Source organism: Paucilactobacillus wasatchensis, from assembly GCF_000876205.1.
Taxonomy (GTDB): domain Bacteria; phylum Bacillota; class Bacilli; order Lactobacillales; family Lactobacillaceae; genus Paucilactobacillus; species Paucilactobacillus wasatchensis.
Genome location: NZ_AWTT01000002.1, coordinates 23,108 through 45,302, shown reverse-complemented (window position 1 = coordinate 45,302; position 22,195 = coordinate 23,108). Strand labels below are relative to the sequence as shown.

The 22,195-nt window shown below is 39.0% G+C and carries 24 protein-coding genes; 18 read left to right on the top strand and 6 right to left on the bottom strand.

What is annotated here, in order from left to right:
• Window positions 1–16 precede the first annotated feature (16 nt).
• From WDC_RS00800 to WDC_RS00720, 17 genes are all read left to right on the top strand, one after another.
• Complete coding sequence (locus WDC_RS00800) at window positions 17–1,216, top strand: FtsW/RodA/SpoVE family cell cycle protein (protein WP_044009910.1); 1,200 nt, start codon at window positions 17–19, stop codon at window positions 1,214–1,216.
• Window positions 1,217–1,235: 19 nt separating this feature from the next.
• The gene (locus WDC_RS00795) at window positions 1,236–1,535 is read left to right on the top strand and encodes a glycine cleavage system protein H (protein ID WP_044009909.1); all 300 of its coding nucleotides are present in this window, start codon (window positions 1,236–1,238) and stop codon (window positions 1,533–1,535) included.
• 369 nt (window positions 1,536–1,904) lie between these two features.
• A complete protein-coding gene (locus WDC_RS00790; protein ID WP_044009908.1) occupies window positions 1,905–2,945 on the top strand; it encodes a methionine ABC transporter ATP-binding protein in 1,041 nt (346 codons plus the stop codon).
• A 49-nt stretch (window positions 2,946–2,994) separates the two neighbouring features.
• Window positions 2,995–3,624 carry a methionine ABC transporter permease gene (locus WDC_RS00785; RefSeq protein WP_191978629.1) on the top strand — a complete coding sequence of 210 codons (630 nt, stop codon included), beginning with the start codon at window positions 2,995–2,997 and terminating at the stop codon, window positions 3,622–3,624.
• Window positions 3,625–3,648: 24 nt separating this feature from the next.
• Window positions 3,649–4,473, top strand: a complete 825-nt coding sequence (locus tag WDC_RS00780) for a MetQ/NlpA family ABC transporter substrate-binding protein (RefSeq protein ID WP_044009906.1) — start codon at window positions 3,649–3,651, stop codon at window positions 4,471–4,473.
• A 203-nt stretch (window positions 4,474–4,676) separates the two neighbouring features.
• On the top strand, window positions 4,677–5,591 hold the full coding sequence (locus tag WDC_RS00775) for an L-lactate dehydrogenase (protein WP_044009905.1): 915 nt from the start codon (window positions 4,677–4,679) through the stop codon (window positions 5,589–5,591).
• Window positions 5,592–5,726: 135 nt separating this feature from the next.
• Complete coding sequence (locus tag WDC_RS00770) at window positions 5,727–6,620, top strand: lactate/malate family dehydrogenase (protein WP_044009904.1); 894 nt, start codon at window positions 5,727–5,729, stop codon at window positions 6,618–6,620.
• A 39-nt stretch (window positions 6,621–6,659) separates the two neighbouring features.
• Window positions 6,660–7,529 (top strand): SPFH domain-containing protein, encoded by an 870-nt coding sequence (locus tag WDC_RS00765; protein WP_044009903.1) that lies wholly within the window; start codon window positions 6,660–6,662, stop codon window positions 7,527–7,529.
• A 129-nt stretch (window positions 7,530–7,658) separates the two neighbouring features.
• Window positions 7,659–8,414 carry an ABC transporter ATP-binding protein gene (locus tag WDC_RS00760; protein ID WP_044009902.1) on the top strand — a complete coding sequence of 252 codons (756 nt, stop codon included), beginning with the start codon at window positions 7,659–7,661 and terminating at the stop codon, window positions 8,412–8,414.
• A gap of 12 nt (window positions 8,415–8,426) precedes the next feature.
• Window positions 8,427–10,253 (top strand): ABC transporter permease, encoded by a 1,827-nt coding sequence (locus WDC_RS00755; protein ID WP_044009901.1) that lies wholly within the window; start codon window positions 8,427–8,429, stop codon window positions 10,251–10,253.
• Window positions 10,243–10,620: a GntR family transcriptional regulator gene (locus tag WDC_RS00750; RefSeq protein ID WP_044009900.1), complete on the top strand. Its 378-nt coding sequence runs from the start codon at window positions 10,243–10,245 to the stop codon at window positions 10,618–10,620. The genes WDC_RS00755 and WDC_RS00750 overlap by 11 nt, the downstream gene beginning before the upstream one ends.
• Window positions 10,607–11,482: an ATP-binding cassette domain-containing protein gene (locus WDC_RS00745; protein WP_044009899.1), complete on the top strand. Its 876-nt coding sequence runs from the start codon at window positions 10,607–10,609 to the stop codon at window positions 11,480–11,482. The genes WDC_RS00750 and WDC_RS00745 overlap by 14 nt, the downstream gene beginning before the upstream one ends.
• Window positions 11,469–12,221 (top strand): hypothetical protein, encoded by a 753-nt coding sequence (locus WDC_RS00740; protein ID WP_044009898.1) that lies wholly within the window; start codon window positions 11,469–11,471, stop codon window positions 12,219–12,221. Before WDC_RS00745 ends, WDC_RS00740 begins: the two co-directional genes overlap by 14 nt.
• Before the next feature lie 152 nt (window positions 12,222–12,373).
• Window positions 12,374–13,345 carry a DUF2785 domain-containing protein gene (locus WDC_RS00735; protein WP_044009897.1) on the top strand — a complete coding sequence of 324 codons (972 nt, stop codon included), beginning with the start codon at window positions 12,374–12,376 and terminating at the stop codon, window positions 13,343–13,345.
• 102 nt (window positions 13,346–13,447) lie between these two features.
• Entirely contained in the window at window positions 13,448–14,593 is a 1,146-nt protein-coding gene (locus WDC_RS00730) for a D-alanine--D-alanine ligase family protein (RefSeq protein WP_044009896.1), read from the top strand.
• A 116-nt stretch (window positions 14,594–14,709) separates the two neighbouring features.
• Complete coding sequence (locus WDC_RS00725) at window positions 14,710–16,149, top strand: glycerophosphodiester phosphodiesterase family protein (RefSeq protein ID WP_044009895.1); 1,440 nt, start codon at window positions 14,710–14,712, stop codon at window positions 16,147–16,149.
• A 21-nt stretch (window positions 16,150–16,170) separates the two neighbouring features.
• Complete coding sequence (locus WDC_RS00720; protein WP_044009894.1) at window positions 16,171–17,037, top strand: helix-turn-helix domain-containing protein; 867 nt, start codon at window positions 16,171–16,173, stop codon at window positions 17,035–17,037.
• 49 nt (window positions 17,038–17,086) lie between these two features.
• On the opposite strand, the gene WDC_RS00715 is transcribed toward WDC_RS00720, so the two are convergent.
• From WDC_RS00715 to WDC_RS00700, 4 genes are all read right to left on the bottom strand, one after another.
• Entirely contained in the window at window positions 17,087–17,569 is a 483-nt protein-coding gene (locus WDC_RS00715) for a universal stress protein (RefSeq protein WP_044009893.1), read from the bottom strand.
• Between the two features lie 100 nt (window positions 17,570–17,669).
• Window positions 17,670–17,951 carry a hypothetical protein gene (locus WDC_RS00710; RefSeq protein WP_044009892.1) on the bottom strand — a complete coding sequence of 94 codons (282 nt, stop codon included), beginning with the start codon at window positions 17,949–17,951 and terminating at the stop codon, window positions 17,670–17,672.
• A 301-nt stretch (window positions 17,952–18,252) separates the two neighbouring features.
• The gene (locus WDC_RS00705) at window positions 18,253–19,548 is read right to left on the bottom strand and encodes a replication-associated recombination protein A (protein ID WP_044009891.1); all 1,296 of its coding nucleotides are present in this window, start codon (window positions 19,546–19,548) and stop codon (window positions 18,253–18,255) included.
• Window positions 19,549–19,577: 29 nt separating this feature from the next.
• Window positions 19,578–20,039, bottom strand: coding sequence for a YueI family protein (locus WDC_RS00700; RefSeq protein WP_044009890.1), 462 nt, complete (start codon window positions 20,037–20,039; stop codon window positions 19,578–19,580).
• A gap of 81 nt (window positions 20,040–20,120) precedes the next feature.
• On the opposite strand from WDC_RS00700, the gene WDC_RS00695 reads away from it, so the two are divergent.
• Window positions 20,121–20,723 carry a DUF1054 family protein gene (locus WDC_RS00695; protein WP_044009889.1) on the top strand — a complete coding sequence of 201 codons (603 nt, stop codon included), beginning with the start codon at window positions 20,121–20,123 and terminating at the stop codon, window positions 20,721–20,723.
• A gap of 118 nt (window positions 20,724–20,841) precedes the next feature.
• Here the strand turns inward: WDC_RS00695 and rpsD are convergent, their stop codons facing one another.
• On the bottom strand, window positions 20,842–21,450 hold the full coding sequence (gene rpsD, locus WDC_RS00690; RefSeq protein ID WP_044009888.1) for a 30S ribosomal protein S4: 609 nt from the start codon (window positions 21,448–21,450) through the stop codon (window positions 20,842–20,844).
• Window positions 21,451–21,639: 189 nt separating this feature from the next.
• Window positions 21,640–22,104, bottom strand: a complete 465-nt coding sequence (locus tag WDC_RS00685) for a GAF domain-containing protein (RefSeq protein ID WP_044009887.1) — start codon at window positions 22,102–22,104, stop codon at window positions 21,640–21,642.
• Between the last annotated feature and the right edge of the window lie 91 nt (window positions 22,105–22,195).

The window sequence follows — 22,195 nt, the reverse complement described above, 5'->3', positions numbered from 1 at the left end:
AAGAGGAGCTTCAGTAATGCAACAAAGATCAACTACTAAAGAGGAAAATTCACGAATTGATTACGGCATTATTTTTTGTGTGTTGTTGCTAGCTTTAATTGGGCTGGCATCGATTTATGTTGCCACAACTCATGATACGACTTCCACCAGTGTGATGAGAACTGTCGTTACGCAATTGATGTGGTATGTGATTGGCTCTGCTGCGGTTGCCATTATTATGCAGTTTGATTCTGAACAGCTTTGGAAAGTAGCACCAATTGTATATTGGCTTGGTATTTTCTTAATGTTTGCCATTCTAGTTTTTTATAGTCGCTCGTATTACATTAGCACAGGGGCTAAGAGTTGGTTCGCGATTGGACCATTTACGTTTCAACCATCGGAACTTATGAAACCGGCATACATTTTGATGATGGGACGAGTTATTACAGTGCATAATAATCAATATGCTACTCACAATGTGCGATCCGATTTCTTGCTCATTGGGAAAATGGTGCTGTGGTTTTTACCAATTGTTGTTTCCCTGCATTTTCAAAATGATTTCGGTACTACGTTAGTATTTGCCGCTATTTTCGGTGGAATGTTGTTGGTTTCTGGTATTTCGTGGAAGATTATTGTTCCCGGAGTTACTGCCCTAGCTGCGCTTGGAACAACTGTGTTAACACTGGTTGCGACCACCTGGGGCCGAAATATCTTAGAGCATGTGGGATTTCAGTCCTATCAATTTTCACGGGTCGATACATGGTTGCATCCGGCACAAGATACTTCTAATGATGGCTATCAATTGTGGCAAAGTATTAAAGCGGTTGGTTCAGGGTCAATTTTTGGAACTGGGTTTAATACATCTAAAGTGTATGTTCCCGTCCGTGAATCTGATATGATTTTTTCAGTGATTGGTGAAAATTTTGGCTTTATTGGGGCAATCTTGCTAATTTTATTGTATCTCCTATTGATCTACCAAATGATTCGAGTAACTTTTGACACGCGGAATGAATTTTATGCCTATATTTCCACTGGTGTAATTATGATGATTTTATTTCACGTTTTCGAAAATATTGGAATGAGTATTGGTCTATTGCCCCTGACTGGTATTCCGCTGCCGTTTGTTAGCGCTGGTGGTTCTTCATTATTGGGGAATATGATTGGAATTGGTATTATTATGTCGATGAGATATCATCATCATTCGTATATGTTTAGCAATAATGAACAATTCAGGTAAAAAAATTGGAGGCGCGGTAATGAGTGCAACTGCAAATTATTTTTGGACTAAGAAACAAGACGACGGTACAATTCGCATCGGATTAAGTGATGCAGGAGTTGATGATTTGGGTAAAATTAATTTTGCTGATGTACCGGCCACTGGTACTAAATTAACAACGGATGGACCGTTTGTATCAGTGGAAGCTGAAAAAGCAGTTTCCGATTTACCAAGCCCATTAACAGGTGTTATCAGCCAGATTAATCCAGCATTAAGTGAGGGGCCGGAAGCATTGAATTCTGGTAATTTAACGGATCGCTGGTTTGTGGATGTTAAATAAGGCTTTAAGAGAAACTTGACTTGCTTATTTTGACTCAGTTATAATCAGGTAAATGCTAATAATCACGTTAGTCGAGATGAGTAGATTTTGATCAGATAAACAGAGAGCTTTCGCTGGTGAGAGAAAGTTATGTGGTGATTTCGAAGATGGTCTTGAAATTAATTATTTGTTGGTAAATTGATTTTTAGATGAGCTTGCAATGGTGGTGCCCATTAACGCACATGAGTTTTTTACTCGTTGAGTTAGCAATTGTGAAATTGTTAAGAAGTTAGGTGGTACCGCGAAAAAAGTTTGCTTTTCGTCCTATTGAATATTTTTTATTCGACTGGATGAAAAGCTTTTTTTATGGGAACAAAGGAGGAATGCACGGTGATTGAATTTAAGGATGTTTCTAAAACATTTAATGCTAAGGAAGGCCATGTAGCTGCAGTTAAAGATGTGAATTTGAGTATTTCGGATGGTAAAATTTATGGCATTGTTGGCTACTCAGGTGCTGGCAAAAGTACATTGATTAGAATGTTAAATGGGCTGGAGTTTCCAACGACTGGCTCAGTTAGTATTAATGGTACCGAAATTAGTAGTTTAAGCGGTAAACCACTTCGAGAACAGAGACTGAAAATTGGCATGATTTTCCAACATTTTAATTTATTATGGTCCCGGACAGTGTTGGAAAATATTGAATTTCCGCTCGAAATTGCTAAAGTGCCAAAAGAAGAACGAAAAAAGAAGGCACAACATTTAGCTGAATTAGTTGGTTTAGCAGGCAGAGAGCAGGCGTATCCATCTGAATTGTCAGGTGGACAAAAACAGCGGGTTGGCATTGCACGAGCACTGGCAAATGATCCAGAAATTCTGCTTTCTGATGAGGCTACTAGCGCCTTGGATCCGCAGACAACTGATGAAGTACTGGATCTATTGCTGAAGATCAATAAACAGTTGAACTTGACCATTGTCGTTATTACGCATGAAATGCACGTTATTCGTAAAATATGTGATCAAGTGGCAGTGTTGGATGCAGGTAAAATTGTGGAACAAGGTCCTGTTTTGGATGTTTTCAAACACCCGCAACAAACCATTACCAAACGATTTGTTAATCAAGAAACTGGCAGTAGCAGTCTGGATGATACGACGATCGTAGTTGGGGAGTTGTTAGAGAAATACCCAAATGGGTTGATTGTAAAATTAACATTTCATGGTGATCAGGCCAAATTACCAATTGTGTCAGAAATGCTGCGGCAGTTCCCGGATATTGATTTAAGTATTATCGAAGGTAATATCCATCAAACACAGGAAGGTGCGCTTGGTTCACTGTACATTCAATTAATCGGTCAGAGTCAGGATAGTCTGTATGGGGCACTCGAATACTTGAAAACAATGCGTGTTGAAACGGAGGTGATCAAACGTGGATAATAATGGGTTGGCATCATATTTTCGGTTCAGTAGCGTTGATTGGAATAGTATGGGTGCGGCAACATGGGAAACGGTTTGGATGACATTAATTTCGATTATTGTGGTTGCTATTTTAGGAGCCTTGCTTGGATTATTATTATTTGAGACTAGCGGTAGTTCTTCATGGGGTGCTCGGATTCTTAATTGGATCGTTGCGGCGTTTGTTAATATATTTAGGTCGATTCCTTTCATTATATTGATTGTATTGTTATTACCTGCCACGCAAGCAATTATGGGAACTATTATTGGGCCCAAAGCGGCGTTGCCATCATTGATAATTTCAGCGGCGCCATTTTATGCCCGTTTGGTTGAAATTGCATTTCATGAGATTGACCACGGGGTAATTGAGGCTGCCCAGTCAATGGGAGCAACTAGAACGCAGATTATCACTAAAGTACTGTTACCAGAGAGTATGCCAGCACTAGTGTCTGGAATTACGGTCACTTCAATTTCTTTAATCGGGTACACTGCAATGGCGGGTGCAATCGGTGCGGGGGGCTTAGGAAACTTAGCTTATTTGGATGGCTTCCAGGCAAATAATAACGCAGTGACGCTAGTTGCAACGGTTATAATTGTTTTGATTGTGTTCATTTGCCAAATTGTTGGTGATGTACTAGTTAAGCAAATTGATAAGAGGTAGGAAAAATTGGGGAGGGTATTAGTTATGAAGAAAAAATGGATGGTAGGATTAACCAGTATTGTAGCAGTATCATTATTGTTGGTTGGTTGCGGTAAGTCATCAAAAGAAACCACACTCACTGTGGGTGCATCAAATATTCCACATGCTCAGATTTTAAAACACGTGCAACCAGAGTTGAAAAAAGAGGGCATCAACCTCAAAATTAAAGTATTTCAAGATTATGTGTTACCCAACAAAGATTTGGCTAGCAAGGGCTTAGATGCTAATTACTTCCAGCATATGCCATTTTTAGATAACTGGAACAAAAAGAATAATGGTACCCTAGTTAGCGCGGGTAAGGTACACCTTGAGCCAATTGGAATTTACTCTAAAAAATACAAGAGTTTATCTGCTTTACCAAATGGTGCGACAGTGCTAGTTAGTAACAATGTCGCCGACTACGGTCGGGTGTTAACGATTTTGAGAGATGCTGGTTTAATTACTTTGAAGTCGGGTACTAACATCACAACGGCAACGTTTGCTGACATCAAAGATAATAAGAAAAATTTGAAATTTAAGACGGATCTAGAGCCTAAACTGATGCCCCAATTTTATGATAAAAATGAAGGCGATGTCGTGGTGATTAATGCTAACTATGCGGTCCAAGCGGGACTTGATCCACGAAAAGATTCAATCGCGCTTGAAAAGAATTCATCGCCATACGTCAATATTGTGGCAGTTCGTAAAGGTGACAAAAATAAGCCGGCTATCAAAAAGCTGATGAAAGCACTACAATCCAAACAGACACAACAATGGATTTCTAAGAAATATAAGGGTGCGGTGATTCCTGCATATCCAAACGGAAAATAGCATTGCTTACAAATACAAATTTATCTCGAATGGTAAATTTGTATTTTTTTGTTTTCTAATGCTTTCAGCTGGTTAAGCGCTTTATTTACTTAATCAGATTGCTGAGATAAGTTGACAATCTACAGTTGCAGGTGTATCTTACTTAATATTATGAGAAAACGATTAGAATTCACATAGTTTTCTAAGATTGGAGAGAAGTACATATGAGAAAATTTGGTATTATTGGTGTTGGACATGTTGGGGCAACGGTGGCTTATACGTTAGTTTGTAAGGGCATTGCCGATGAATTAATTTTAATTGATAATAATGAAGGCAAGGCTACTGCTGAACAGCTTGATTTGCAAGATGCGCAGGCTCGCTTAGATACACGCACAATTATTAAAACTCAGGATTATAGTGAATTGGAGGATACTGATGTCTTATTTGTTACTTCTGGTAATATCCATGCGCTTGATAATGTTTCTGGAAACCGTTGGGCAGAATTTGAGTACACACGCGAAATTGTAAAGGACATTGCACCAAAAATTAAAGCATCTGGTTTTGATGGGGTGTTGATTGATACGATGAACCCTTGTGATGCTATTACACATTATCTACAACGAGAAACAGGGTTATCACGACAACAGTGTTTTGGTACTGGAACATTCTTGGACACAGCCAGAATGCAAAAAGTTGTTTCCGATGTGTTTGATGTAGATCCTAAAAACGTGACCGGATATGTCTATGGTGAACATGGTGAATCACAATTCTCCGCTTGGTCAACTGTTCAAGTTAACGGTTTGGATATCTTAGACTTAGCCCATGAACAAGATTTAGACTTAAGTGAGTTGGAAGATAAGGCTCGTCATGGTGGCTGGGCCGTTCATTCTGGTAAGGGCTATACCAGTTATGCCATTGCAACTTGTGCAGTTAAGTTAAGTGAAGCTGTATTGTCGGATGCTAAGCTTACCTGTCCATGTTCATCATACAGTGAAAAATATGGTACATATGTTGGTCAACCATCAATTGTTGGTAAGAATGGGATTGAATCAGTTACCGAATTGCCATTACCAGATGATGAAGAGGCTAAGTTCAAGCACTCAGCAGATACAATTAAAGAAAAGTTTGCTACACTGTAATAACGAAACTAGGGAAATATCGGTCTGAATGCAGATCGATATTTTTTTGGCTTCAACGCCCTATTCATTAGCGTGCTGTAGTTGTATGAGTGTTATGATTAAGCTAACCAAACGGATTGGTACAGAGGGGAAAATATGCGCAAAATAGGAATAATTGGGGTGGGCCACGTGGGTGCAACGATTGCATACACACTGGTCGTGCAGGGGTTAGCGGATCAATTGGTACTAATTGATGAGTCTGATAAAAAGGTGATCGGAGAACAATATGATTTGCTGGATACGATGGCTGGATTGGACACCGTTACCACAATTAAGGTGCAGGATTATGCGGCATTAAACGATGCTGATGTGCTTATTACTGCATTTGGTAGCAATCGAGATGAGTCACAGTCAAATGAACAAATTGTTACGCAGATTGCTGCAAAAATAGAATCAGCTGATTTTACAGGTGTTTTAATTAATATTAGCGACCCTTGTGATCTGTTCACGGCCTTGCTTCAAGCAAAAACTGAATTACCAGTGAAACACGTTATTGGAACGGGGACATTGGTGGATACAGTCATGATGCGGCGGGCCATTGGGTTAAAGTTAGACTTGGCACCACAAAATATTGGTGGGTACGTATACGGAAGTCATGGTGGTTCGACATTTACCGCGTGGTCAACTGTCACGGTTAATGGTCGACCAATTAACGAAATTCAAGGAAGTTATGGTTTAAATTTTGAATCGTTGATGACAGCATCAAATTATGGTGGTTGGCTTGCTCTGGCTGGAAAAGGGTTCACTAATTATGCAATTACAACCTGTGTGATTAAACTAGTTCGGGCTATATTATCGAATGCACATCTGGCAGTTCCTGTGTCAACGTATAGCCCAGAATTTGAAACATACATTGGTCGACCAGCTGTAGTTGGTGCAAATGGGGTCGAGTCCTTAATAATGGCATCATTAAGTGAATTGGAACAGGGGCAATTAAAGGCGGCAGCAAGTGTAAGCAAGCAAAAAATTGATGGTCTACACCGTAACTAAGGTACAATGAGGGTGGATTTAAGAATTGGGGGTAGTTTGATGACTGAGAAAAGAGCTTTTCATGTCAATGGTTATTTGGGGATTGTGGTAGCGCTATTAATGTTAATTCTTAGTGGCTGGATCGTCTTATCTGGTTTTTATAGCGGGACTGTGAGTTCGGTAATTATGGGGGCCATTTTATTTTTAGTGGCATTATTTATTTTTAGTTCATTGACGATCGTAGCGCCTAATCAGGCCAAGGTACTAACATTTTTTGGACGGTATGTTGGTTCAATTAGGGATGCTGGATTGTACGTTACAATTCCGTTAACGCAAAAAGCAACCTTGTCACTACGGGTTCGTAATTTTAATAGTGAGATTCTAAAGGTTAATGACTCCAAGGGGAATCCAGTTGAAATTGCGGCTGTGATTGTGTTTAAAGTGGTTGACAGTGCTAAGGCCTCCTTTGACGTCGATCGTTATGAAGAATTTGTTGAAATTCAAAGTGAGTCGGCAATTCGGCACGTTGCAACTGAATATCCATATGATACATTTGAGGATGAGGCTGCGTTATCACTGCGAGGTAATCCAAATGATGTTTCTGACAATTTAACCAAGGAATTACAAGATCGGTTACAGGTTGCTGGAGTCAAAATTATTGAAACCCGGTTAACGCACCTCGCCTATGCCACTGAAATTGCAAATGCAATGCTACAACGGCAACAAGCAACAGCGATTTTATCAGCCCGAAAAATTATTGTGCAGGGGGCTGTTTCAATGACTGAAGACGCAATTAGTCAGCTACAAGCGGATACTGATTTGCAATTAACTGACGAGCGAAAATTACAATTAATCAATAACATGTTAGTTTCAATTATTACTGACCGCGGGACACAACCGGTAATTAATACGGATAACGTTAAACGTTAATAATTAAGGGCTTAAGAAGCATAGGATCATTCCTATGCTTTTTATTTTGCCAAAAAGGATTGACAAAACGATCACTCACTTGTATTGTTAGTTATATAAGTAATTAACCAATTAACCATGGCGGAGCAAATGGATAATCAAGCAGTAGTTACCGTAACTAATTTACTTAAAACATATGGTAGTAAAAATTCAGCCAAATATGAAGCACTTAAAGGGGTCAACTTTGAAGTTCAATCTGGGGAATTTGTGGGAATCATGGGAGCTTCAGGTTCAGGTAAGACAACATTACTTAATTTGATTGCCACGCTAGACCGACCAACTAGTGGGGAGATTAAAATCAACCAGCGTAGCATCAGTAATCTGAAGCAGAATGAACTGAGCGATTTTCGGGCACAAGAATTGGGCTTTATTTTTCAGGATTTTAGCTTATTAGAAAATTTAACCGCAGCGGAAAACATTTCACTGCCGCTAACGTTAACTAATACCAAAAAAGCTGAAATTGATAATGCTGTAATACAAGTTGCAAAACGACTATCAATTGAAAACTTTCTCGACCAATATCCAGCACAATTATCAGGCGGTCAGAAACAACGAGTTGCTGCCGCACGAGCACTGGTTCATCAGCCGAAACTATTGCTAGCAGATGAGCCCACCGGAGCGTTGGATTCAAATAGTGCTCGTGATTTACTGGAATTATTGACTGAAATTAATCGAGATTCAGATGTTTCTATTTTGTTAGTAACCCACGATCCCTTTTCCGCCTCGTATTGTGATCGCATTTTGATGATTAAAGATGGTGTAATTGGGAGCAGTTTAGTGCGGGAAAAGCAGTCAAGAGTTGAATTTTATCGAGAAATTTTGACTGATTTAGGGACGTACAGATAAGGAGGTAAGACTATGATCCGTAAATTGGCATTTGCAGGTTTACACCGCCGTTGGGCAGATTATTTAGTTTTATTTTCTGGCTTAAGTATTGGAGCAGCCATTTTTTACATGTTCGCTGCTTTGGCAACTAATGAAAAATTTTTAAAAGCCAACATTAATGTTGGTTCTGTTACTCAGGTATTTGTCTTTGGGCTGATACTATTAACATTAATCACAATTGTTTATGTCGGCTATGCACAATCATTTCTGCTTGGCATGCGGTATAAAGACTATGGCGTATTTCTTACCTTTGGGGCTAAACCGCGTAAAATTAGTCAAATGATTATGCTCGAAACGTTCGCAGTTCAATTAGGTTCCACTGTTATAGGCCTGTTCTTAGGAATGGGTTTGACCAAAATTGCTAGTCAGTGGCTGGCAATTCAAATTCACCTTCCACTAACGGGACTGAACGTGTTTCAGTTACCAGCCGTCATTATTACAATTTCATTGTTCGTTCTGCTAGCAATCTGTTCTACCGTGGTTTCACAAATCATTGTCAGAACGAAACCACTACAGTCGATTTTGAAAGCTAATCAATTAACCAATCATTCCGATCAAAATTTTAAGCTAAAAATTTTTGAATCAATTACTGGATTAGTTTTATTAATCATCGGATTTACAGCATTATTTAAAATTGAGGTGTTACAACTGGCAGCGATTCCCGTTGCGTTAGTAACAATTTCTGGTGGAACATATTTAGTGGTCCATTCAGTGTTCTCGGTGATAATTAATTGGCTAAAAAAACGAAACTTTAGTTATCGAGGACTACGCTTATTCACTCTTGGACAACTTCAGTTTCGAATTGAAAACTACACACGGGTTTTATCCATGGTGACGATTTTGTTTGCGTTAGCACTGGGTGCCATTGTGGTTGGAATCGGTTATCATCGTCAGATTCCAATTATGAGTAGCTACTCCAGTGCCTATAGTATGAACATCACTAATCCTACTAAAGCAACGGATAAAATTATTGCTAAGATGGATTTAGTTAAAAATGTTTCATACGCGCAAATTAGCGACCAAAAACACATTTATTTGAATCAGGATCAGTTAAGAAAACAGCCGCTTGAAGCAGTGGTTGTGCCTAAAGCTGAGCATCAATTGAGCCAGCCACACTATAAAAAAATAGCAGCCCACAAATTAGTTGGTAGGACAGTTGAAAATCGCAACTTGATGTTAATGGAGTCACCGGCATTACGTGGCAAACAAATTGTTATTTTACCAACCAAGCAGTTTAATCAGCTGGCGGGAACGAAAAGCACGCTACAGTTAATTCGAGTCCGAAACTTGAATCAGAGTTTTTCCAAACTGAAGCAATTAGAAAGATACAGTAGTTCCACTGCGGCGAAACAAGGTTACGAAATTACGAACAGTTATGAAATGTTTGTTATTTCAAATACACTTTTTGGTGGTTTAGAGTTTATCGGACTGTTTTTGGGAATTGCCTTTTTAACCATGCTGGCCTCTTGTCTGATGTTTAAGGTGCTATCGGGAACTCAAATAGACCGAAATCGGTACCAGATGATGATGAAAATTGGAGTATCAATTAAGCAATTAAAACGAGCAGTGGCATATGAGATCGGAGTTTTGTTTGTAATTCCGGGAGCAGCCGGCATTTTATATGTTGGACTCGGGCTCCAGGTGTTCAAAAAATTGATGGTAAATCCGTATGATCAATGGTGGTGGGCTGTGTTAGGCTTTAGTATTTGTTATGGCATTTATTATTTACTGACAGTTAAGTTATACCAACGATTGGTAATCCAAACGAATCAAACTGGAGGTGACAAGCATGGAGTTTAACTTTAATAGTACTGAGCCACTCTATCAACAGGTAGCGGAGCAGCTTGAAGAGGCTATATTTACTGGCAGTTTTACAGAAGACAAACAGATTCCATCGACGACTGAAATTTCAAAACAATTTCATATTAATCCGGCGACGGTATTAAAGGGGATGAATTTGTTGGTTGCTAAAGAACTAATTGAAAAAAGGCGGGGGATTGGGATGTTTGTTAAAGTTGGTGCTGTGGCAACGATTGAACAGCAGCGAAAAGAAAGTTTCTATGCAGATTACATTTTAAATGTAGTGACTGAGGCACAAAAATTAGGGTTAACTGAAGAAAAGCTAGTCCAGTTAATTGAACGGGGGTATCAAAATGGCACAAATTAAAATCGATCATGTTACACGCAAATTTGGTAAAAATGAGGTTTTGAAAGACATTTCATTTGAGTTAGAACCAAATAAAATTTATGGATTATTGGGACGTAACGGTGCCGGTAAGAGTACATTGTTGAATATTATGACAACCCGAATTTTTGCTTCCAGTGGAAAAGTCACAATGGATCAACAATCAGTAGTTGAAAATGATGATATACTAGCAGACATGTTTTTAATGAGTGAAGTTGATTTGTATCCCGAACGAATGCGGGTAGAAAAAATATTTAAGCAAGCTGAGCTTTGTTATGGTTCATTTGATTATAAAAAAGCGTATAAATTAGCTGAAGAATTTGGGGTTAAGTTAACCGCCCGCTTTGGTGGTTTATCGACAGGTTATCATTCAATTGTAAAATTAATTGTGGCGTTGTGTGTACCGGTTAATTTCGTCTTTTTCGACGAACCAGTATTGGGCTTAGATGCAAATCATCGCGAATTGTTTTATCAGGAATTATTACAATCATACGAAGAACGGCCACGAACATTTGTTATTTCAACCCACCTAATCGAAGAAATTGCTCAAATTGTGGAACACGTTTTTATTCTAGATCAGGGGAAAATAGTCATCGATGACGAAACCCAAGCAATCATTGATCGTTCATATGCAATTACAGGGCCCAAAAAGGCCGTCAGTGACTACAGCGTTGGATTGAATGTAATTGGTCATCAAACATTAGGCGGACTGAGAACGGACTATATTTATGGTGATTTGGACGATGAACGTGTTATTCCAGATACCATTAAAATTGAGCACGTTGATTTACAAAAATTATTTGTTTATTTAACTGAAGGGAGTGTTAATTATGTTAAAGAGTAAGAGTAATCGATTGGCTTTGTATGACTTTAACCGCTCCTTGATTCGATTAGTGTGGACGTTTGTGTGGTTTGTTGGAATTACCATAGTGATTCCAGTATTATTTTCCATTACATTTAATGGTTCCACAGGATTTAAATTGAATAGTACTGGTTTTGCGTTTGTTGCCGGCTTATACCTCTTCATTGATGCACTTATGTTTAATTACGATAATTTTAAGTGGACAATTCAAAATGGTATCTCACGTAGAACAGCATGGTGGGCAAGAATCAAAGGAATTTTACTGCTGGCTTTAGTTGTACTGGTAATTGATATGATCGAAATGTTTGTCAAAGGACAAAAGATTACAGTTCACAGCGTGTTTGTCGGATATCAAAACGAAACAGTGGGTACGTACCTGATTGCAATTGTTCAATTATATATGGGTCTCTTAATGTTGGCCCTAGCAGGCTTAGTGGTTGGCTGTTTCTTGGCATTGCTTAACAAACGTGGTAAAGCCATTGTAATTATTGGGTTTCCAGTAGTATTAATCGTAGCAGTAACGAACTTAGCACGGGCCTTGGTTCATGCAAATATTGACTGGACCGGGATTGTTAATTTTAGTAAAATCATGTTCGGATATTCGGATAGTACTGGCAATTTTAATCCAGTAAATAGTTCAATTGTTATGTTAGTTTGGATTCTAGTCTGTGGCGGGCTTTCATACTGGTTTAGTCAAAAATTACGATTACGTCGAGATTAATAATATTAGTAAGCGTGGGGCCAAAAAAACAATTTTTGGTCCTTTTTGCATGGCAAAAATTATTTTAAATCGATGATAGCTTTGTAGTTTCATCTCTGTGAGCTGATGTGCTATCATTAACCTATTAGCTTGTGTGAAAAGAGGGATTGACGATGAGTCAGCAAACACAATTAGCGGCACAATTAAAGACTTTGCGAACCAAAATTAATCAAGGGCAAATTTTTCAATCTCTGGGAACTGAGGTTGGAAAACTAGTCTCGTCCGTTAAAAAAAATAAATCAACTAAGGTTCATTTGCCAAGCGATGATGATGATGTACTTGATTTGATTAAACAGTTGCGTCAGCAACACACTGATGATCAATTGACTGAAGTATCTGATCAAGATTTACTGTTGTTACTCGGTCACATCGGTTCGCCTAATCCAGAGGTGCGGGATCATGGTGTTTATTTTATTGTTAACGAATTATTGGAAGCCCAAATTTTTTCAAAACGACAATTAACACTGGCTTACAATTATTTGTTGTCTGATGAAGTCTTATTTGATCATATATTAGAACCTCAAAATAATGGTGTTTACCAACGTTCATTTGCAGTACTACTGCTATCGACGTTGACCTATGGTGACCAGGCAGGTTATTTCTTTTTGACCCCGGAGTTAATTAATCGCGCAGTCGAACAAATTTCTTCATACACGATTATGGAGACCGACACACGGGGGTTTATTCGTAAAAATGGATGGGGTCATGCATACACCCATATTGGAAATCTGCTCGATGAACTATCTGCTCGTGATGAGTTATCCCGCGCAGATAAATTATTCCTAATGACGATTTTAATCGAACGGTACAAACAGCTGCAGACCCCCTTGATTTTTGGTGAGCCACAGCGAATTGCGGCCTATCTGGCACGAATTACAAATAAAAATGATTTATACCGTAATTACTTTTTATTACAATTAAAAGCTTGGCGCAGTCAAATTATGAACCGGTTCGAACCGCATACAGAGGGAGAATGGAATCAATTACTGAACCATACACGGTTAATGCAAGCTATTTTGATTCGTGGTGATTTCAATCAGGAAATTGTCAAATATATTACTAGTGGTCAGCAGTTCATGAACTAAAAATTAAAAATTACTAAGTTTTTTGTAAACGTGACGCAAGACTTAGTGAACATGATAGACTTAAGATTCTATAAAATAGCGGAAGAATGGTGTGATAAAGAAATGCAGACAAATCGAAAGATTCATGTAGCACTCCTTTTTGGTGGTAATTCGTCTGAACATGATGTTTCTAAACGTTCAGCGCATAATATTTACGATGCAATGGATAAACAAAAATATGATGTTAGTCTGTTCATGTTTACCAAAGATGGTGTTTTACTTGGCGATCAAGCTTCGAAGCGGATATTTGATGGCGAAGAAGAGGACGATGTTGTAGCGGATGAATATCCTAAAATTGATGTGCACAATCCGTTAGCACCGATATTGGCTTTGCAAGAAGTACAAGATATTGATATTTTTTATCCAGTTATCCATGGTAACCTGGGCGAAGATGGAACAGTTCAAGGGTTATTTAAGTTGTTAAAGAAGCCTTATATTGGTTCGAATGTGCTGGCATCAGCAGTATCTTTTGACAAGGATATGACCAAGCGAATTTTAAGCCAGGCAGGAGTACGTAACACAAAATATGCAGTAGTGACTCCTGAAAACAAGGACGCCATGACGTGGACTAAAATTAGCCAGGAGCTTGGTAACACAGTGTTTATTAAGCCAGCTAATCAGGGCTCTTCGGTTGGAATTCATCGAGCCGTTAATGAACAAGAGTACGTTGATGGCCTAACGGATGCGTTTAACTATGATTTTAAGATATTGGTCGAAGAAGCGATTGCTGGACCTAAGGAAATTGAAATTTCTATTTTAGGTAATGAAAAACCACGAGCTTCTAAGCTAGGTGCTGTTCGTGTTCCCGATAGCGACGAATTCTATGATTATCAAAATAAATTTGTTGATGCCAGCGGTGTTGTATTTGAATTACCAGTTATTTTACCAGAGAAACTAACTAACGAAATTACACAAATGGCGCTAAAAGCGTATGTTGCACTTGGTATGAAGGGCTTATCACGAATTGACTTTTTAGTTGATCAAAATGGTGTCCCATATCTGAGTGAACCAAATACACTCCCAGGTTTTACTAATATTAGTCTTTACCCGCAAATGTGGGAAGTATCTGGGATTAGTTACTCAGAATTAATTGATCAAATTATTCAATATGGGTTGGCAGAATACCAAAGAAATAGTAAAATTAAGTACGATTTTGAGGAATTAGGTACAGAACATGTCGGTAAAAAAGAATATAATTTAGACGAATAGATTTACATGATGGGACTTAGTTTCTTGGCCAACAAGAGGCTAAGTTCCATTCTTTACATAATGGGGCTAAAATTGTGAGACGAGTAGAGTTAACTAGCATTTTTTGGGGGCTAATAGTGATCAATAACTGGCTATTAGCTAATAAAAATATTACGCCGTTACTAAAAGTAGTGGGGTTGTGTTTAAGTTTTGCTGTGCTCGTTTGGTGGATTACCAGACATTTAAATTTTGGTACTAGTCAGCATTTTAATGTCGTTGCTGTTGGCATAATTTTATTAATCGGTTGGGTAACAATCCTGCCGTTGGGTGGACTTGGGATTACTAGTTATTTAATTAATTTAATTGAGGTGCCTCAGGCAGTGCTGCGAATTATTTACTTGCACCGAATTGTCATTGTACCAATTTTAGTGGCGTGTTATTGTGGTGTTATTTTTTGCTATTGGCGCTTTTTACGACGCTGGATGGTGCAACTAATCCAGCCGGGGCAGACGATTAATGGCGCCGTAACTGCAAAACAGAACTTGATTGTAATTGGTCAGTTGCTGTTAGAGACAATAATAGGACTTGGATTGATGTATTTATGTACTAGTTGGTTTGCTAGGGTCAGTGATTTTTGGTCCGGCTTTTTGCTGCTAGCTATCGGTACCTGGCTACTTGCTGCCTGGGGCGCTTTTTTAATTGCAGCTTATTTTAAAATGCCAATTTCCAGCCGTGCAAACGCAGTGTTTCATTTGGTAGTCATTGCCATTGGATTGCTAATCGTAGGTGGATGGACACAAAATTTGCAGGCACAAAAACAGGCACATTTACCTGAAATTATTTCACACCGTGGCGTTGACAATGACAACGGGGTACCAAACACGGTTCAGAGTCTCAAAAAGACAGTTCAAACTCATCCAGCGAAAGTTGAAATGGATGTCCAAGAAACGCAAGACCAGTCGTTTGTCTGTTTTCATGATGCGAATTTGCAGTTAACTCATAAAAAGAAGACGATTGCTAAACTGAAAAATAACCATGTAAAACAGATTAAATTGACTGATCATGGTTTTGAAACTCGCATGTCAACATTTGATGAGTATTTGAAGGTTGCTAACCGTCATCAGCAGCATTTAATCGTTGAAATTAAACCTCAGTCGCTTAACCCAACTAAAGTGGCCCAGCTTTTTGGTAACAAATACGCGCAGCAACTTCATCGGCAGCACGATCAAATTCACTCAGTTGATGATTTGATTGTTGCCAAACTGAAACATAATTTTCCTGATTTATCGGTGGGTTTGATTCGACCATTTGTCTTTAGCCGATTAGCCACCAAGGATGTTGATTTTTACTCGCTTGATTATCGTACTGTGAATTCAACCAATGTCCGATTCTTACATGCGCATCACAAGAAAGTATATGCTTGGACTGTTGATAATCCCAAAGTTGCTGAACGAATGGCACAAATTGGGGTGGATGCAATCATCACAGATCAACCCAGCTTAATTCGTGCTAAAATAAAACTTAACTCAACACCAACAGTGGTGCGTGTTAAGAATGTGTTATGGCAGTTAATCTAACTTCGAAAGTCAGGAATTGAAATGAAATTACGCGGCGATCAATTAAAAATGCTTCGCAAAAATAAGGGCTTATCCCAAAAACAATTAGCTGCTGGTATTTGCACGCAAGCAACAGTTAGTTTAATTGAAAAGAAAGGGAATGTCCCGAGCATGCAGATCCTGACGCAGCTTTGTGCCCGGCTGGGGGTATCAATTGATACTATTTTGATTGATGAAAATCAAGTACTGACCGATGTTTTTGAAACTATTAATCAACTAATTTTACAAAAAAAATACGATGCTGCAACTAATCAATTAAACAATATTGGCATTAAGCAATTGCGGCAAACATATGATAAACAGCGCTATTACTATTTTTTGGGAATGTTGCAGTTAAATCAAAATGAGAATTATGATGAAGCATTATTTAATTTTGAATTGGTATTGAAACAGTTTACGCAAGCTGGCGATCAGATTTATCAAATTATGGCTACAATTGCTGCAGGAAATACTTGGTTTTACAAACATAATCAAGTCAATGCTGAAAAACTAGCAACCCAAGCGACAGTTTTACTGGAACAAATCGATCCAAAGACAGATTATTATAAGTTGATTGCCAGCTATGTTTCACTGGCCCAACTTCACCAGCATATTGACCAGATGGGGAATGCGTTACAGCTAAATAATGTGGCGCTAAACCTATGTCGTCAGTATGAAACGCTATTCTTAATTGACGAAGTTTACTTGCAACTAGGCGATTGCAATCTCAAAATGGGAAATGTTGATGAAACACAAAAAAACTGGCAAATAGCGGCCAGTTTATCAATTGTCAACCAGCATGCAGAATTACAGCAAAAAATTAGTTTGCGGCTGCATGGTGAGGGATTGAACAAAAAAAGTGGGAAATAAAGCACGGAGATTCTTGGAATCCGAATGACTTAGTTCTCACTTTTTGTAATTAATTATTATCTGTTTTCTTAATCGGTTTGTTCTCTAAATCGGTTCGAACCACAAGCACGTCACAAACTGCCGTTCTGGTAACATACTCAGTCACTGAACCAATTAGTAGGCGTTCAACGGCGTTTAAACCAGTTGCACCAATCATAATTAGGTCAGCTTTCATTTCATTCGGGACATCGCGAGCGATAATTGTTTTGGGTGCACCATACTCAATTGTATAACTAACATTTGTTAACCCTTGAGCCTGTGCTTCCTCCACATATTTATCAAGCGTTTTTTTAGCAGTCTCTGTAACTTGCTCGACCATGGAAGTATCAAAGCTGGAAATATTTTGAAACGCACGTGTATCAACAACGTGTAATAGGCGTAACTCAGTTTCACTACCATTACGGTTAGCAACAGCAACCGCCTTTTTAAAAGCAACTTCCGCTTCCTTAGAGCCATCGACCGGAACAAGAATATGTTGATATTGTTGTAACATTTTAATTCCCCCTCACTTTGTTTCTACCTTCATTCTACGTTATTTGCTGCCAAAATAAAAGGAAAACACTTAAATATTGTTTCCGGTTACATCCGCGGTATTAGCGCATAAATATCATTAGGCTCAGCAACATTAACGTACCTGAGAAACAGCCAACTACTAAAATGATCACTGTAACCAGCAAAATATTAATTAACGCTGCAACTAACCCAACTAATCCAACTACTAACATAGTAACGCCCCAAAAGGTAACCGCATGGGATAAGCTAAGATTGGTGGCTGGATTAAAAATTAAAAAGGGCCTATTACGGTGTGCAACCAAATACCAGCCAATGTATAGCGCAATTAACGCAAAAATAATAAGTAAAATTGTAATCAACATAACAGCCTCCACGCCATAAAAATAAGGCAATCACAAATCGATATTTGCAATTGCCAATAATTATCAAATTAAGGAAATTCTAGTGGTGCCGTTAATCGTTCTTCAGTGTTGACCTGTGTTCAAGACAGGTGGGACACGGTCGCTACACTTCTAACTACCAAGAGTTAAGGCCTGTTATCCGTGCAGCTAACGCTAGTCCCAATGTAATAAGATTGTAAGGCAAAACTGTAATATGAACAACGCGTACACCTTAGAATTTCTATTTATATGTTAGCATGTTGCGCCGGTAAGCGCAATTAATTTAGTTGGGTTTCTTAGGCGACTTGCCACGTTGTGCCGCTAGTAGTTGCTCATATTGCTGACCCAGCGCCTGTTCGAATCGGCCATTTTGCTTCGGCTGATAATACTGTGCGTTTTTGATTTTATCAGGTAAGTATTGTTGTTGCACCCAGTCATTAGGAAAAGCGTGTGGATATTTATATTCCGTGCCATGACCAAGTTTTGCTGCTCCCTGATAGTGTGCGTCTTTCAAGTGGGCAGGCACGTCGCCAAAACCACCTGCCTTAACTTGATCAATTGCCTTATCAATTGCATTGATACCTGAGTTTGATTTTGGAGATAAACACAATTCAATTACTGCATCTGCTAGTGGAATTCGGGCCTCTGGGAATCCAAGCTTTTGGGCTGCCTCCACAGCAGTAACTGTCCTGCTAGCAGCCGGCGGGTTGGCCAAACCGATATCTTCGTAGGCAATCACTAGTAACCGTCGTGCAATTATTGGTAAATCACCAGCTTCAATTAATCTCGCCAAGTAATGCAGTGCAGCATCAACGTCACTTCCTCGGATGGACTTTTGAAGTGCAGAAATTACATCGTAATGTGCATCACCGTTTTTATCTGCAGATAGGGCCTTATGTTGGAAGCTTTCCTCGATGATTGGCAGAGTCAAAATAATTTGTCCATCTTCAGCGGGTGGGGTAGATTTAGCGGCCAATTCAAGGCCGTTAAGTGCACTTCGTAAATCACCATTAGTAGCACGTACTAATTGCTGCAATGCTTCGACTTTTAGGTCAATTGATAATTGGCCCAGTCCCTTGTCAGGATCCTTGAGCGCACGATTAACGGCTTGTTCCATTTGTTCTTCGGTCAATGGATAAACCTGAAAAATTTGAGTTCGGCTGCGAATCGCTGGATTTATTGTGATGTAGGGATTTTCAGTTGTTGCACCAATTAAAATAATTCGACCACTTTCTAGGTGAGGAAGCAGAAAATCTTGTTTTGTTTTATCCAGGCGATGGATTTCATCAAGTAATAAAATTACTGTGCCACTCATCTTGGCTTCTTCTGCAACGATTTGAAGATCCTTTTTAGAATCTGTGGCTGCATTGAGCGTACGGAATGCATATTTAGTTGACCCAGCAATGGCACTGGCGATACTGGTTTTTCCAGTGCCAGGTGGACCATATAAAATCATTGATGAAAGCATTTTGGCGCTCACCATGCGATTAATTATTTTGCCAGGTCCAACTAAGTGTTGTTGGCCAACAATTTCTTCTAATTTAGTTGGTCGCATTCGATAGGCCAATGGTTGCTGCATATTTGTTTTCCTTTCTAAATAAAACCGGTTTAATTAAACAATTTGTGCCAAAATGACTTTTTAGGTGTTGGTGAGTCAGTTTGCTTGGCGGAATACTCGGGATGCTTTTTAGCAATATCAATTGGATTGATATGAATGGCATTCTTGGCGGCTACCACGATCGCGAGATTATCATTGTCAATGTGATAATCTGGACTAGTCTTAATGGTAAAATTGGTTCCAATTTTAGCGGCAGTCTTAATATATGGTTGTAACTGTGATTGTTCAATGTTGCCATTAAAAAAGATGATTTTAACCTGAGGCTGGGTGATTTCTTGTTCAAATATATTGCTCCAGTTAAACTGTTGTAGTTGACTAACACTAATTGTCACCATGACCCGTTCTCTGAAGGTGCCAAGATATTTGCGCTGTTCATCGGGATTAATTTTGGGAGTTCCAAACATGGCATTTTGCAAATGTTCATCAGTTGGAACAAATTTATTTTCAGGCATCGGTCCAATGGTCCTTTCATTTAGCTACGAAATATTATACCATTAATGCAATTGTAGTTTAAAAGAAAGCGGTGCGAAGCAATGTTTTCACAAGCTGATTTTGATGTTTTTTTAGAACCAACATTGACTGGAAGAATGGCACAGGTTAGAGCAGTGATCGACCCACAGTTTGAACAATTGGCAGCCAACCTGCAACCTTTTTTTAGTCAACAAAAAATTGAAATATATCCGCATATCGCTAAGCACTTGCGACGAACGGTTAATCCGCCAATTAATACTTGGATTGCATTTGGTCCCAATAAAAGAGGGTATAAAAAAGATCCCCACTTTGAAATTGGCTTTTGGGCTGATCGGATGTTTATTTGGTTGGCATTACTGGGCGAGTCTAAAATCGATGCACAAATTAGTTCACGTTTATTAGCAAACCAACAAGCATTGAATGAGTTGACGGGCGACTACTATGTTTGCCAGGACCATACTCAAACAAAAATTGAAGCAGCGTCCGCTAAGACAATTGAAATGGCAATCAGTGGTTACCAAAGAGGCAAAAAAGATGAATTTTTGATTGGCCAGGTTTGGGCAAAAGATGACCGTTTCTTCCAAAATAGCACGGCTATTCAAATTAAATCAATTGAGGCTGTTATTAGTGGGTTACTAGCAATCTATCAAAAATTAGTCCAATAATCTGGCGTTAATAAAAAAGCACACTGTACAGTGCGCTTTTTTTTAAACCAAAATTAGATTAATTATGCCAAGAAAGACATTAAAAAAAGACCTGCTGAGTTCAGCAAGTCTTACTAAATTATAGTTTGTTGTAGTATTCAACAATTAGAGCTTCATCAATGTCAGCATCCATGTCTTCACGTTCAGGAATTCGAACTAATGAGCCTTCCAGCTTATCAGCATCAAATTCAACGTATGAAGGACGACCAACAACTGCTTCAACGGCACTTTGAATAATGACAAGGTTCTTTGACTTTTCACGAACGCCGATTGTTTGACCAATCTCAACTTCGTAAGAAGGAATATCAACACGTTTGCCATCAACTGTGATGTGACCGTGGTTAACTAATTGACGAGCTTGACGACGAGTAGTTGCTAAGCCGAGGCGGTAAACCATGTTGTCCAGACGACGTTCCAGTAAAGCCATGAAGTTAGTACCATGAGTACCATCTTGCATTTTACCAGCACGAACGAATAGGTTAGCGAATTGACGTTCTGTCATGCCATATGTCATACGCAACTTTTGCTTTTCACGCAGTTGTGTACCATATTCTGACAACTTTGAACGACGATCATTACCATGATCACCAGGAGCATAAGGGCGACGAGCTAATTCTTTTCCGGTTCCGGATAATGAAACACCAAGACGACGAGAAACACGCCAACTTGGACCTGTATAACGAGACATAAGAGATCCTCCAATAAATTTATTTGGAGTAAAATAATCCGATTGTAAATTCGGTATTCGTGCAGGTTGGTCTGCAACGTTCACCTTTGCAGCCGCGGTTACTAGTTGAACCATTGGGCACCAATCTGTTGACGAGCTTACCATTCACTGCTGCATTATTTTACACAAAGAGTAGTATACCGCGATTGGCTAGTGCGAGTCAATATGTTGGACCAAAACATTGGCGAATTCGACTAATTGTTCTTCATCTGCAGGTGAAAAACGGTCTAGTGTTGTTGAATCAATGTCCATTACACCGATGGGTTGACCGCTGGCTGTATATAGTGGGACGACAATTTCAGCGTTCGAATCACTATCACATGCAATATGACCAGGAAAATCGTGCACATTGGCTACTCGTTGCACTTTCTTGTTTTGCAATGCACTTCCACACACACCAGCACCGTTTTTGATGTGCATGCAGGCGACTTTCCCCTGAAAGGGGCCAAGGACTAATTCATCATTGGCCGGTTGATAAAGATAAAAACCAGCCCAATTAATATTGGACAGGCTTTGCATCAGTAGAGCAGATGCGTTGGCTAAATTTGCAGTTTGGTCCTGTTCTTCAAATAATAGGGCATCTAATTGCTGGGTCATTAATGAAGCTTCACTCATAAAATAACTCTCCTTTTACTCATAATGATTGTTAATTCAACGTAAATTCAATGTGCTGCTATATTTACTGTATGTTATAATTTTAAATAAG

What these genes read in the sequence shown, in the direction of transcription:
- WDC_RS00800 (WP_044009910.1), top strand. Translation starts at nt 17, where the DNA reads ATGCAACAAAGATCAACTACTAAAGAGGAAAATTCACGAATTGATTAC.
- WDC_RS00795 (WP_044009909.1), top strand. Translation starts at nt 1,236, where the DNA reads ATGAGTGCAACTGCAAATTATTTTTGGACTAAGAAACAAGACGACGGT.
- WDC_RS00785 (WP_191978629.1), top strand. Translation starts at nt 2,995, where the DNA reads ATGGGTGCGGCAACATGGGAAACGGTTTGGATGACATTAATTTCGATT.
- WDC_RS00780 (WP_044009906.1), top strand. Translation starts at nt 3,649, where the DNA reads ATGAAGAAAAAATGGATGGTAGGATTAACCAGTATTGTAGCAGTATCA.
- WDC_RS00775 (WP_044009905.1), top strand. Translation starts at nt 4,677, where the DNA reads ATGAGAAAATTTGGTATTATTGGTGTTGGACATGTTGGGGCAACGGTG.
- WDC_RS00770 (WP_044009904.1), top strand. Translation starts at nt 5,727, where the DNA reads ATGCGCAAAATAGGAATAATTGGGGTGGGCCACGTGGGTGCAACGATT.
- WDC_RS00765 (WP_044009903.1), top strand. Translation starts at nt 6,660, where the DNA reads ATGACTGAGAAAAGAGCTTTTCATGTCAATGGTTATTTGGGGATTGTG.
- WDC_RS00760 (WP_044009902.1), top strand. Translation starts at nt 7,659, where the DNA reads ATGGATAATCAAGCAGTAGTTACCGTAACTAATTTACTTAAAACATAT.
- WDC_RS00755 (WP_044009901.1), top strand. Translation starts at nt 8,427, where the DNA reads ATGATCCGTAAATTGGCATTTGCAGGTTTACACCGCCGTTGGGCAGAT.
- WDC_RS00750 (WP_044009900.1), top strand. Translation starts at nt 10,243, where the DNA reads ATGGAGTTTAACTTTAATAGTACTGAGCCACTCTATCAACAGGTAGCG.
- WDC_RS00745 (WP_044009899.1), top strand. Translation starts at nt 10,607, where the DNA reads ATGGCACAAATTAAAATCGATCATGTTACACGCAAATTTGGTAAAAAT.
- WDC_RS00740 (WP_044009898.1), top strand. Translation starts at nt 11,469, where the DNA reads ATGTTAAAGAGTAAGAGTAATCGATTGGCTTTGTATGACTTTAACCGC.
- WDC_RS00735 (WP_044009897.1), top strand. Translation starts at nt 12,374, where the DNA reads ATGAGTCAGCAAACACAATTAGCGGCACAATTAAAGACTTTGCGAACC.
- WDC_RS00730 (WP_044009896.1), top strand. Translation starts at nt 13,448, where the DNA reads ATGCAGACAAATCGAAAGATTCATGTAGCACTCCTTTTTGGTGGTAAT.
- WDC_RS00720 (WP_044009894.1), top strand. Translation starts at nt 16,171, where the DNA reads ATGAAATTACGCGGCGATCAATTAAAAATGCTTCGCAAAAATAAGGGC.
- WDC_RS00715 (WP_044009893.1), bottom strand. Translation starts at nt 17,569, where the DNA reads ATGTTACAACAATATCAACATATTCTTGTTCCGGTCGATGGCTCTAAG.
- WDC_RS00710 (WP_044009892.1), bottom strand. Translation starts at nt 17,951, where the DNA reads ATGTTGATTACAATTTTACTTATTATTTTTGCGTTAATTGCGCTATAC.
- WDC_RS00705 (WP_044009891.1), bottom strand. Translation starts at nt 19,548, where the DNA reads ATGCAGCAACCATTGGCCTATCGAATGCGACCAACTAAATTAGAAGAA.
- WDC_RS00700 (WP_044009890.1), bottom strand. Translation starts at nt 20,039, where the DNA reads ATGCCTGAAAATAAATTTGTTCCAACTGATGAACATTTGCAAAATGCC.
- WDC_RS00695 (WP_044009889.1), top strand. Translation starts at nt 20,121, where the DNA reads ATGTTTTCACAAGCTGATTTTGATGTTTTTTTAGAACCAACATTGACT.
- rpsD (WP_044009888.1), bottom strand. Translation starts at nt 21,450, where the DNA reads ATGTCTCGTTATACAGGTCCAAGTTGGCGTGTTTCTCGTCGTCTTGGT.
- WDC_RS00685 (WP_044009887.1), bottom strand. Translation starts at nt 22,104, where the DNA reads ATGAGTGAAGCTTCATTAATGACCCAGCAATTAGATGCCCTATTATTT.